Origin of the sequence: Neptunomonas concharum (genome assembly GCF_008630635.1) — a bacterium.
Taxonomy (GTDB): domain Bacteria; phylum Pseudomonadota; class Gammaproteobacteria; order Pseudomonadales; family Balneatricaceae; genus Neptunomonas; species Neptunomonas concharum.
In genome coordinates, this window is record NZ_CP043869.1 from 1,603,881 (window position 1) to 1,615,464 (window position 11,584).

Here is an 11,584-nt window from a genome sequence, read left to right on the forward strand (position 1 = left end):
TCATGTTAAATCGAGAGCTTGAAGAAACATTGAGTGCTGCTTTTAGAGGCGCTCGCGAGAATCGTCATGAGTTTATGACGGTTGAGCACTTGCTGCTGGCTCTGCTGGACAATAGGGAAGCGGTTTCAGTACTGGTAGCTTGTGGTGCGAACGTTGAGGAACTGAGAGCAACACTCAAGCAGTTTATCGAAGAAACAACGCCACTGTTGCCTGAAAATATTCCGGGGATGGAGACGCAGCCTACATTAGGCTTCCAGCGGGTTTTGCAACGCGCGGTGTTTCATGTTCAATCCTCAGGTAAACAAGAGGTAACTGGCGCTAATGTAATTGTTGCGATATTTAGCGAGCAAGAAAGCCAAGCGGTCTATATGTTGCAGCAACAAGGTATAGAACGTGTCGATGTGGTGAATTACATCTCGCACGGCATATCGCGTGTAGGCCATGATGACCAAGACCAAGAGCACTTGTTAGAGTCAGATGATAATGCACAAGGTAAAGAACAAAGTGCGCTTAGTAAGTATGCCGTAAATTTGAACCAGCAAGCTGCCGAAGGACGTATCGATCCGCTGATTGGCCGTGCTGCTGAAGTGGAGCGAGTGATACAGATTCTCTCCCGCCGTCGTAAAAACAACCCTCTATTGGTAGGGGAAGCGGGTGTTGGTAAAACAGCCATTGCTGAAGGGTTGGCTAAGCTGATTATCGAAGAGCAGGTGCCGGACATCATATCCGGTAGTGTGGTCTATTCTCTGGATCTGGGTGCCTTGTTGGCAGGTACAAAATATCGAGGTGATTTTGAGAAGCGTCTAAAGGCACTGCTTAACGAAGTGAAGCAGCAAGAGCGGGCGGTTTTGTTTATTGACGAAATCCACACGATCATTGGGGCTGGGGCGGCATCTGGCGGCTCAATGGATGCGTCTAATCTGCTCAAGCCTTTACTGAGTTCCGGTGATTTGCGCTGTATTGGCTCAACGACTTTCCAAGAATTTAGAGGTATTTTTGAAAAAGACCGAGCCTTGGCTCGACGTTTCCAGAAAGTGGATGTATTAGAGCCAAGTGTGCATGAGACCTTCGAGATTCTTAAAGGGTTACGCCGTAAATTTGAGCAGCACCACGAGATTGAATACTCCGATGAAGCGTTGAAGTCGGCTGCTGAGCTTGCTGATCGTTATATTAATGATAAGCATATGCCTGATAAGGCAATTGATGTTGTGGATGAAGCTGGTGCTTATCAACGTTTACTTAAAGCTGAGGATCGCAGCCCCGTTATTGGTGTGCACGAAATAGAGTCTGTTGTGGCTAAAATAGCTCGTATACCGCCAAAAACGGTATCGGTTTCCGATAAGGAGCAGCTGCAAAAATTGGATGCTAACTTACGCATGGTTGTGCTGGGGCAAGATGAAGCGATCCAGTCATTATCTTCTGCGATTCGTTTATCACGTGCGGGGCTCAACGAACCCAATAAGCCTGTAGGAAACTTTCTGTTTGCTGGCCCAACCGGTGTCGGTAAAACTGAGGTGACAACGCAGTTGGCAAGGATTATGGGTATCGAGCTGATACGTTTTGATATGTCAGAGTATATGGAGCGTCATACCGTCTCCCGCCTTATTGGTGCACCTCCGGGATATGTTGGCTATGATCAGGGAGGTTTACTGACCGAAGCGGTCACCAAATCACCTCACTGTGTCTTGTTGTTAGACGAAATAGAGAAAGCCCATCCCGAGGTTTTTAATATTCTTCTTCAAGTGATGGATAATGGGACGCTAACAGACAACAACGGTCGCAAAGCGGACTTCCGTAATGTGATCCTCGTGATGACGACCAATGCAGGGGCGGATGTAATGAGTCGTCCATCCATTGGGTTTAGTCATCAGGACCACTCCAGTGATGGAATGGAGGCGATCAAACGTCTATTCTCTCCCGAGTTTCGCAACCGCTTAGATGCGGTGATTCAATTCAAGCCGCTCTCCCCTGAGATTATTATCGGGGTTGTCGATAAGTTTCTCACAGAGTTGCAAGTTCAGTTAGATGAAAAACGTGTTGTCATGATGGTGGATGATAGTGCCAGAGAGTGGTTGGCTACCCACGGATATGACGAGAAAATGGGTGCACGACCTATGAAGCGTTTAATTCAGGAGAAGCTGAAAAAGCCATTGGCTGAGATGATACTGTTTGGAGAGCTTGCAGAAGAGGGTGGTGAGGTCAAAATTAGCGTAGATGATGAAAATGAAATCACGCTAGAAGTAGCAGTGACGGCCTAGGCCGTCACTGAGGGATTCGTCTCCGCCTGCTAGAAATAGCAGGCGCGATGAACTTAACGAGCGCGGTATACGATACGGCCTTTGCTCAAATCGTATGGTGTTAGTTCAACTTTAACTTTATCACCCGTCAAAATACGGATGTAGTTTTTACGCATTTTGCCAGAAATATGAGCGGTGACTACGTGACCGTTCTCTAACTCAACGCGGAACATGGTGTTTGGCAGCGTGTCAACCACGGTGCCTTCCATTTCAATGCTATCTTCTTTAGCCATTCATTACCTACCTGTGAAAGGGCTGATTTCGAACAATGTCCTATTATCAGAGCGCAGTATTTTGCCTGAATAATCTAGGGATATCAAAGAGAATTAGTGGTTTTCTTTTACCGGATCATTATCCAGCGGCCATCAATGAGGAATTCGAGTGGACGATAGGCGATTTTGTAGCTCATTTTCCGGCACGATTGTACCCAATAGCCCAAGTATAAGTAATCTAAGTTAAGGCGTTGGCATTCCTGAATTTGCCACAAAATGGCATAGGTTCCTAAGCTGCGGGCTTGGTATTCGGATGCCGGGTTATAAAAGGTGTAAGTGGCGGATAGACCCTTTGACAGTCGATCCGTCACAGCTAAAGCGAGGAGTTTGTCACCTAGATAAAATTCAATAAATTCGCAGGGCTGTTCTCCGTCTACCAAAAAACTGACGAATTGCTCACGGGTAGGGGGATACATATCACCATCGGCATGCCGTTGGCTGATATAGGCTGCATAAAGCTGAAAATAGTGATCGGCATAATGAGGAGTTGTTTTTTTAACTGTTAGATCGCTATTTTTATTGAAAATTCTTCTCTGGGTTTTATTGGGAGAAAACGATGCAACAGGAATACGAACAGAGATGCAGGCTTGGCAGTTTTCGCAATGTGGTCGGTAAATATGTTTTCCGCTACGTCTAAAGCCTAAATCTGAGAGCTGGCTAAACGCTGCCATAGAGACCTCTGATAACGGGTCTACAAAGAGCGTTTTGGCTTTATTACCTTCTATATAGCTACAGTTATGTTCAGGTGTAGCAAAGAAGTGAAGTTCTTTTAAATCGGTCATTCGCGTTCACTGTTCAAGGTTGGAGCGCTGAAAGTGCTCCATATATCGCCGGGTTCTTGATCAATATACTGATCAATATAGTGCAGAAATTCTTTTCTAGAAATGTTTTGGGCACCAAGTGAAACCAAGTGCTCGTTATGTACCTGACAGTCAATCAGCGGAAAACCATGCTCTTTCAAATAAGAAGCGAGAGTGATAAAGGCCACTTTTGACATATTAGGTTGAAGGCTGAACATTGATTCGCCAAAAAACAGCTTGCCGATAGATAAGCCATACAACCCGCCAACAAGCTGATTAGCTTGCCATACTTCGATTGAATGGGCGATACCTCTGCGGTGCAGCTCCTTATAGGCGACTACCATATCATCAGTAATCCATGTGCCTTGCCGATCTGATCGCGAAGTTGCGCATTGCTGAATGACCTTTGTGAAAGCGGTATCCACTTTAATTTGTACAGAGGCTTTTCTTAGATGCTTTTTCATACTGCGTGAGATATGAATCTCTTCAGGTTTTAATACACACCTAGGGTTGGGGCTCCACCAAAGAATAGGATCTTCGTCGGAGAACCAAGGGAAAATACCAGCACGATAGGCTGCAATAAGGCGTTCAGGAGAAAGGTCGCCTCCAGCTGCCAGTAGTCCATCTGGCTCTAATAGGGCCGAGTTCGGGTCAGGAAAAAGCAGAGATGTGTCAGAAAGCCAAGGAATCATGAAGAGAAACCCGCCCAAAGCTAGTCGCTTTGGGCGTTGAAGTTGATTAGGCTAGATCGTCAAGGAAACGTTCGGCATCCAGTGCGGCCATGCAGCCAAATCCGGCCGAAGTAATTGCTTGGCGATAGATGTGATCGCACACATCACCAGCAGCGAATACACCAGGAATACTTGTTTGCGTTGCATTACCCTCCAAGCCAGATTGGATTTTCAGGTAGCCATTGTGCATTGCTAGCTGGCCTTCAAAGATATCAGTGTTTGGCTTGTGGCCGATGGCAACAAAGACACCTGCCAGATCCAGATCTTGTGTGGCCTCACCCTCTGTACTGCGGATACGGATGCCTGTTACACCAGAGTCATCCCCTAGAACTTCTTCTAGCTGATGATTCCAGATGATGCGCACATTGCCATTCTCCGCACGCTCAAACAGTTTGTCTTGAAGAATTTTCTCAGAGCGTAAGGAGTCACGACGGTGGATCAGGGTGACCTCAGCTGCGATGTTAGAGAGATAAAGGGCCTCCTCTACTGCGGTATTACCGCCGCCAATCACCGCCACTTTCTGATTCTTGTAGAAGAAACCATCGCAGGTGGCACAAGCGCTCACGCCTTTTCCTTTAAAAGCTTCTTCAGAGTCAAGACCTAAGTACTGAGCTGAAGCTCCAGTTGCAATGATCAAAGCATCGCATGTGTAGGTGCCCATATCACCTTTCAGGGTGAACGGGCGATTTTGCAGCTCAACTTCGTTGATATGATCAAACAGCACCTGTGTATCAAAGCGCTCAGCGTGTTGTTGCATCCGCATCATCAGTTCAGGTCCCTGAACACCTTCAACGTCACCTGGCCAGTTGTCCACTTCGGTTGTGGTTGTTAGCTGTCCGCCAGCTTGCATACCAGTAATAACAACGGGTTTTAGGTTAGCGCGTGCTGCATAAACAGCGGCAGTGTAGCCTGCAGGGCCGGAACCAAGAATGATCAGTTTGTGGTGTTGTGTATCGCTCATGAATGCTTGCCTTAACCTGTTTGGAAATCTTTATTCTATGATGGGGCTATCGTCAGGAAATGCAATCCTCACGTGCTGTAATTTTTAAGACATTTTCTAAAAAATGTGGTCTGTGGTTAGTGATCGATTTGTGTTAAGGCAGGATGTCGTATGCTGTGGCGCTTTAAAGAGCATCATGATTTTCTCACAATCGGTTACGACGTAGGCAGTGTGAACAGCTGATTTATGTTATTTTATGCGTCGTGAGAACGTGCTATAGATGATAAGGAATTTGAGTGAAAAATAGGCTGACAGCGAACCCTAAAGCGTTTACCGAGTTGTTATCTCGCGGGAGTAAGAATCTGGCATTACTGTTGGTAATGATGTCATGTGCTTATCTCTTCCTGAGTCTGGCGGGGTATGACTCTAAAGATCCCGGCTGGTCCCATTTAGGCTACCACCCTCAAGTGGAAAACTGGATGGGAGTCATGGGTGCTTGGGTTGCCGACTTATCTTTTTCGTTTTTAGGGTTGAGTGCTTGGTTTATCCCTTTTGTTGTTCTATTTCCATGTCTGCGTTTTATGCTTCGGGGGGATGTTTCGTTACTTGATGGTTTGCCGTTTGTGATGTTACGCACGGTAGGCTTATTGTTATTGATTGTGTCCTGCTGTGGTTTGGCTTCTTTACATGTTTCTAATACGTTGTTGGGCTTTCCATTTACCAGTGGTGGGTTGATTGGGCAAGCGCTATCGGATTGGATGGTCTCATGGTTTAGTTTGTTAGGTAGCAGTTTGCTTTTGGTAACCGCTGCAGCGATTGGTAGTACCTTTTATATGGAGACGTCTTGGGGCGAGGTCGCTGAATGTTTGGGTACCGTTGTGCTTAAGAGCTATCGATGGGTAGTGGGGCTTTTCGCGAGTACTGAAACCCCAGCCAGTGGTGAGCTTGAGCCGGATCAGGTACGGGCGAGTATGAAAGAACGCCTCAAAGCACGCTTTGAGACGCCTCAATCAGCACCTAACTTGCCAGAGGAGTCGGAAGATACGACATCTCAAATCAAGCCAATAGAGCCTACGTTTGCCGAGCCAGTCTTGTCTGCGTTAGCGCCTGAAGCACCTGTTGTTTTGAAAGGTGTGGGGGAAGATGAGGACATTATTCCTACTCTGGAACCTGTTAAAGATGCCGCTACGATTGATTTGCCAGAAAAACGTGATATTCAAGATACAGCATCTCAAATGGAGAATGCGGGAGATCAATCGTTAGAAGCCGCTGCATTGAAAAAATCCCTAAAAATTGTACCGCTGGCCGAAACCCATCGGCCGTTACAAAATGATGACCAAGAGCCTGCTACATCTGAGCGTAAGCCAGTGCGCTCGTTAAGAAAGATTCCGGCACTAGAGCTTTTAGATCCACCCGAGTTACAAACTGATCATGGTTACTCTGAAGAACAGTTGGAAGAGATGTCCCGGCTTTTGGAGAGTAAGCTGAAGGACTTTGGCGTTGTGGCAGAAGTGGTTGAGGTTAACCCAGGGCCTGTGATTACACGCTTTGAAATCCAACCAGCTCCTGGAGTTAAAGCCAGCAAAATTACTAATTTGGCAAAAGATCTCGCCCGCTCGTTAGCAGTTTCCAGTGTGCGTGTTGTAGAGGTTATTCCTGGTAAATCGGTGATGGGTATTGAGATTCCTAACTCAAGCCGCCAGATGGTACGCCTCAGTGAAGTGCTCAACTCAAAGCCCTATAAAGAGGCGTCATCAAAACTTACCCTTGGGTTGGGTAATGATATTGCGGGTAACCCCGTGGTGACTAATCTGGCGAAAATGCCCCATTTATTGGTAGCGGGTACGACAGGGTCGGGTAAATCGGTTGGAGTCAATGCCATGCTGTTGAGCCTTCTGTTTAAAGCGACGCCTGAAGAGGTTCGTTTAATGATGGTTGACCCGAAAATGTTGGAGCTGTCTATCTATGAAGGCATTCCTCATCTGCTGACGCCTGTTATTACTGACATGAAAGAGGCGGCAGGAGGTTTGCGCTGGTGTGTCGGTGAAATGGAACGCCGTTACCGATTGATGGCAAAAATGGGGGTGCGAAACCTTGCAGGTTTCAATGAAAAAGTTAAAGCAGCGGAGCAACAAGGTAAGCCGTTATTAGATCCCTTATGGAATGCTGAAGAGCATGGTGAGCCCTTTGGGACGCCAGCACCTGCTTTGGAAACTTTACCTTATATTGTTGTCGTAATAGATGAGTTTGCCGACATGATGATGATTGTCGGTAAAAAAGTGGAGGAGTTAATTGCGCGGATTGCACAAAAAGCCCGTGCTGCTGGTATTCATTTGATTCTGGCGACGCAGCGCCCCTCCGTTGATGTAATAACCGGTTTGATTAAAGCCAACGTTCCAACGCGAATTGCGTTTCAGGTTTCATCTAAAATTGATTCCAGAACGATTCTTGATCAATCGGGCGCTGAAAACCTGCTGGGCAATGGCGATATGTTATATCTCCCTGCAGGCACGAGTGTTCCGAATCGTGTACATGGTGCATTTGTCAGTGATGATGAAGTCCACCGAGTGGTAGAGGCATGGAAGGCTGTCGGCGCACCTGTATATATCGATACGATTTTGGATGAAGGTGGAAGCGATGCATCCGGTGGGGGTGGTGGATTGTTCGATGATGAGCAAGATCCGCTTTACGATGAAGCGGTCGCCTTTGTCACTGAAACACGAAAAGCGTCTATTTCCAGTGTGCAGAGAAAGTTAAAAATTGGCTACAACCGTGCCGCTAGAATGGTCGAAACGATGGAAGCCGCTGGCGTAGTGACAGAAGCCGGCAGTAACGGCCAGCGCGAAGTGCTGGCACCACCGCCTGTAAGAGGTTAATTGATGAAAAAAGTGATGAAATGGTGTGCAGTTTTAGGCATTAGTTTGATGGCTATGGGAGCTCAAGCAGAAACACCTGCAGAATCTTTAAAGTCCTTGTTGCAGGGCTATGAGCGTTTCAGTGCTCGCTTCGAACAAGTGACGCGTAGCGAACAAAATAATCGCTCTGAAGTCTCCAAAGGCGAAATGAAAATCGCTCGTCCAGGTCAATTTCGTTGGGAAACAGAATCGCCATTTCCACAGTTAATTGTGAGTGATGGCAGCTATTTGTGGATCTATGATCCTGATCTTGAGCAGGCAACCCGCAAGCCAGTCGACGCTTCTCAGTCAAATGCGGCTGCCTTGATACTTAATGGCAATGTGGCAGAGCTCGCTGAAAAGTATGATATAGAGATGCCGATAAAAGAAGAGAATGAAGCGCTCTATGAGTTGCTGCCGAAGCAGACGCAGAGTAGCTTTCAGCGTATTCGACTCTTTTTTACCAACGGTGTTATGTCGGAACTGATGTTACAGGATTTATTAGGCCAGCAAACGGTCATTTTGCTAAAAGATGCGGTTATTAATGAGCCGATGGATGAAGCACTGTTTCAGTTCACACCCCCTGAAGGCACTGATGTCATTTTAAGTGATGAGGCTTAATGGACGACCTGTTTTCTGATCAGGAAAGTGGCTACCAACCCTTAGCCGCGCGTATGCGCCCAGATACGCTTTCTCGTTATATTGGACAATCGCACCTACTGGCACAAGGAAAACCATTACGCCAGGCCATTGAGCAAGGTGCGCTTCATTCGATGATTCTCTGGGGGCCGCCAGGAGTGGGGAAAACTACCTTGGCGCGTTTGCTATCCAAAACCTGTGATGCTCATTTTATGACGCTGTCTGCGGTACTTTCTGGTGTAAAGGATATTCGTGCAGCAGTGGAGGAAGCTAAGCAAGTTCGCTTATCAAGACAACGAAAAGTTATTTTGTTTGTAGATGAAGTCCACCGATTTAATAAATCTCAACAAGATGCCTTTTTACCTTACATTGAGGATGGCACTTTTCTATTCATCGGCGCGACAACCGAGAACCCCTCATTTGAGCTAAACAATGCACTTTTATCTCGTGCTCGTGTGTACCTGCTTAGAAGCCTTACAGATGATGATATCGTGGATGTGCTCAAGCAGGCGCTGACTGACACTGTACAAGGTTTGGGGGCTCGTCCAATACAGTTTGAGGGCGACTCATTGGAGCGGTTAGCTCGTGCAGCAGACGGTGACGCTCGACGTGCTTTAAATTTATTAGAAATCGCATCGGATCTCGCTGAGCAACAAGGGGATGTAGAATGGATCCCTCAAAGCGCGCTTCAAGAAATTTTGCAAAGCACAGGACGTCGATACGACAAGCAAGGCGATATTTTCTATGACATGATTTCGGCATTTCATAAGTCAGTACGAGGCTCATCGCCGGATGGAGCTTTGTATTGGTACTGTCGTATGCTGGAAGGTGGTTGTGACCCTTTATATATTGCTCGCCGGTTAGTCGCTATTGCCTCTGAGGATATTGGTAATGCTGACCCTAGAGCTATGCAGGTCGCTTTGTCTGCATGGGATGCATTTGAGCGGGTAGGGCCTGCAGAAGGTGAGAGGGCGATTGCCCAAGCGGCGATTTACTGTGCGAGCGCGCCTAAAAGTAATGCTGTTTATACGGCATTCAAGCAATGTCGGGCGGATATTCGCAACGATCCAGATTTGTCTGTGCCTGAGCATCTGCGCAATGCCCCTACTAATTTAATGAAAGATTTAGGTTATGGTGCTGAATATCGCTACGCCCATGATGAACCTCAGGCGTACGCAGCCGGTGAATCTTACTTACCAGAAGAAATCGCGCATCGTTGCTATTATGAGCCGACAGAACGTGGCCTAGAACAGAAAATAAGTGCTAAACTTCAGCAACTTAAAATGTTAGATCAACAAAGTCCGAAAAAGCGCTACCAAACGTAAGGAATAGTATGCAAACGGTTCTAGCAGTGGCCGCTGGAGGAGCTTTAGGTGCAATGAGTCGCTATTGGCTTGCTGCTGTCCTCAATGACAAAGCGGATAAACTGCCAATAGGCACCTTAACCTGCAATGTTGTCGGCTCTCTGATTATGGGCGTGTTGTTTGTACTGATTATGGAGAAGGCGAAATTATCACCGGAGCTTCGCCCCTTGTTGATGGTGGGTTTTTTAGGCGCCTTTACGACCTTTTCATCCTTCTCGCTTGAGACCGTGGCTCTCCTGCAGGAAGGGCATATCATGTCGGCTCTGATCTATGTATTATTAAGCGTTTTAATGTGTATTGCGGCATTATCAGCAGGTATCTGGTTTACCCGCCTGTTCTAAATCAAGGTTATTTATAGACTCATGTTAGACACTAAAATTGTCCGGGCAAATCCCGAAGCCGTTGCGGAGCAATTGGCTAAAAAGCATTTCGAATTCCCTGTAGCGCGATTTAATGAGCTTGAAGCTCAGCGTCGTGAAGCACAAATCCAGACAGAAAACCTGCAAAATGAGCGTAATACCCGCTCTAAATCGATCGGTAAAGCAAAGGCGGCTGGTGAAGATATTCAGCCACTCCTTGCAGAAGTAGAAACCTTAGGCAGTCAACTGGATGCAGCAAAAGCACAACTAAGTGACATTACCGCTGCGTTGGATGATATGTTGTTGGGTGTTCCTAATATACCGGACGACTCTGTACCTGCCGGTGAAAGTGAAGACGACAACGTCGAAGTTCGTCGTTGGGGCACACCACAAGAGCTGGATTTCGATCCTCAGGATCATGTTGCTTTGGGTGAAGCGAATGGCGGTTTAGATTTTGAAACCGCTGCGAAGATAACAGGCTCTCGCTTCTCCTTGATGACTGGCAAAATGGCACGTCTGCACCGTGCATTGATTCAATTTATGCTGGATGTGCAAACATCTGAGCACGGCTATACAGAAACTTATGTTCCTTATATGGTTAATGAAGATAGCCTAAAAGGTACTGGTCAGTTGCCAAAGTTTGGTGAAGAGCTGTTTAAAGTACCATTCGGTGATCGCCAGTATTACTTGATCCCAACGGCAGAAGTGCCTGTGACCAATATTGTCAGGGATGAAATTGTTGATGCAGCTAAGCTTCCGTTGAAGTTCACAGCGCATACGCCTTGCTTTCGTTCAGAAGCGGGTGCTTCCGGTAAAGACACCCGCGGTATGATTCGTCAGCACCAATTTGAAAAAGTTGAAATGGTGCAGATTGTTGAGCCTGGAAAGTCATGGGAAGCGCTAGAGGAGATGACAGGCCACGCTGAAGCGATTCTTCAGAAGCTAAACTTACCTTATCGTGTTGTTGCATTATGTGGTGGGGATTTAGGCTTTAGCTCCGCAAAAACGTACGATATTGAAGTGTGGTTGCCGGGGCAGGGCAAATACCGTGAGATCTCTTCTGTATCTAATATGACAGATTTCCAGTCGCGTCGCTTATTGGCGCGTTGGAGAAACCCAGAAACAGGTAAACCTGAGTTAGTTCATACGCTTAACGGTTCTGGTTTGGCGATTGGCCGAACATTGGTCGCTGTATTAGAAAATTACCAAACAGCCGACGGGCGCGTGATTGTACCTGAAGCGCTATTGCCATATATGGGCGGCGTAACCGAGCTATAAAGACCACCCT

Annotated in this window: 10 protein-coding genes; 6 read left to right on the forward strand and 4 right to left on the reverse strand. The window is 46.8% G+C overall.

What is annotated here, in order from left to right:
* The first annotated feature begins 2 nt into the window (after positions 1-2).
* A complete protein-coding gene (gene clpA, locus F0U83_RS07515; RefSeq protein ID WP_138987181.1) occupies positions 3-2,258 on the forward strand; it encodes an ATP-dependent Clp protease ATP-binding subunit ClpA in 2,256 nt (751 codons plus the stop codon).
* A gap of 53 nt (positions 2,259-2,311) precedes the next feature.
* Here clpA and infA read toward each other — a convergent pair whose 3' ends face one another.
* The 4 genes from infA to trxB all read right to left on the reverse strand — a co-directional run bounded on the left by infA (position 2,312) and on the right by trxB (position 5,061).
* The gene (infA, locus tag F0U83_RS07520; protein WP_027853708.1) at positions 2,312-2,530 is read right to left on the reverse strand and encodes a translation initiation factor IF-1; all 219 of its coding nucleotides are present in this window, start codon (positions 2,528-2,530) and stop codon (positions 2,312-2,314) included.
* A 107-nt stretch (positions 2,531-2,637) separates the two neighbouring features.
* Positions 2,638-3,351, reverse strand: coding sequence for an arginyltransferase (locus F0U83_RS07525; RefSeq protein WP_138987182.1), 714 nt, complete (start codon positions 3,349-3,351; stop codon positions 2,638-2,640).
* Positions 3,348-4,061, reverse strand: a complete 714-nt coding sequence (gene aat, locus F0U83_RS07530; RefSeq protein WP_138987183.1) for a leucyl/phenylalanyl-tRNA--protein transferase — start codon at positions 4,059-4,061, stop codon at positions 3,348-3,350. The genes F0U83_RS07525 and aat overlap by 4 nt, the downstream gene beginning before the upstream one ends.
* Before the next feature lie 46 nt (positions 4,062-4,107).
* Positions 4,108-5,061, reverse strand: a complete 954-nt coding sequence (gene trxB / locus F0U83_RS07535; RefSeq protein ID WP_138987184.1) for a thioredoxin-disulfide reductase — start codon at positions 5,059-5,061, stop codon at positions 4,108-4,110.
* 362 nt (positions 5,062-5,423) lie between these two features.
* On the opposite strand from trxB, the gene F0U83_RS07540 reads away from it, so the two are divergent.
* From F0U83_RS07540 to serS, 5 genes are read left to right on the forward strand one after another with little or no spacing between them, the layout of a single operon-like run.
* Positions 5,424-7,916 (forward strand): DNA translocase FtsK, encoded by a 2,493-nt coding sequence (locus F0U83_RS07540; RefSeq protein ID WP_420813354.1) that lies wholly within the window; start codon positions 5,424-5,426, stop codon positions 7,914-7,916.
* 3 nt (positions 7,917-7,919) lie between these two features.
* Entirely contained in the window at positions 7,920-8,555 is a 636-nt protein-coding gene (lolA, locus tag F0U83_RS07545) for an outer membrane lipoprotein periplasmic chaperone LolA (protein WP_138987185.1), read from the forward strand.
* Complete coding sequence (locus F0U83_RS07550) at positions 8,555-9,898, forward strand: replication-associated recombination protein A (protein ID WP_138987186.1); 1,344 nt, start codon at positions 8,555-8,557, stop codon at positions 9,896-9,898. The genes lolA and F0U83_RS07550 overlap by 1 nt, the downstream gene beginning before the upstream one ends.
* An 8-nt stretch (positions 9,899-9,906) precedes the next feature.
* On the forward strand, positions 9,907-10,278 hold the full coding sequence (crcB, locus tag F0U83_RS07555) for a fluoride efflux transporter CrcB (protein WP_138987187.1): 372 nt from the start codon (positions 9,907-9,909) through the stop codon (positions 10,276-10,278).
* A 21-nt stretch (positions 10,279-10,299) separates the two neighbouring features.
* Complete coding sequence (serS, locus tag F0U83_RS07560; RefSeq protein WP_138987188.1) at positions 10,300-11,574, forward strand: serine--tRNA ligase; 1,275 nt, start codon at positions 10,300-10,302, stop codon at positions 11,572-11,574.
* Positions 11,575-11,584: the final 10 nt, after the last annotated feature.

Coding starts and splice junctions, on each gene's coding strand:
- clpA (WP_138987181.1), top strand. CDS start 3: ATGTTAAATCGAGAGCTTGAAGAAACATTGAGTGCTGCTTTTAGAGGC.
- infA (WP_027853708.1), bottom strand. CDS start 2,530: ATGGCTAAAGAAGATAGCATTGAAATGGAAGGCACCGTGGTTGACACG.
- F0U83_RS07525 (WP_138987182.1), bottom strand. CDS start 3,351: ATGACCGATTTAAAAGAACTTCACTTCTTTGCTACACCTGAACATAAC.
- aat (WP_138987183.1), bottom strand. CDS start 4,061: ATGATTCCTTGGCTTTCTGACACATCTCTGCTTTTTCCTGACCCGAAC.
- trxB (WP_138987184.1), bottom strand. CDS start 5,061: ATGAGCGATACACAACACCACAAACTGATCATTCTTGGTTCCGGCCCT.
- F0U83_RS07540 (WP_420813354.1), top strand. CDS start 5,424: ATGTCATGTGCTTATCTCTTCCTGAGTCTGGCGGGGTATGACTCTAAA.
- lolA (WP_138987185.1), top strand. CDS start 7,920: ATGAAAAAAGTGATGAAATGGTGTGCAGTTTTAGGCATTAGTTTGATG.
- F0U83_RS07550 (WP_138987186.1), top strand. CDS start 8,555: ATGGACGACCTGTTTTCTGATCAGGAAAGTGGCTACCAACCCTTAGCC.
- crcB (WP_138987187.1), top strand. CDS start 9,907: ATGCAAACGGTTCTAGCAGTGGCCGCTGGAGGAGCTTTAGGTGCAATG.
- serS (WP_138987188.1), top strand. CDS start 10,300: ATGTTAGACACTAAAATTGTCCGGGCAAATCCCGAAGCCGTTGCGGAG.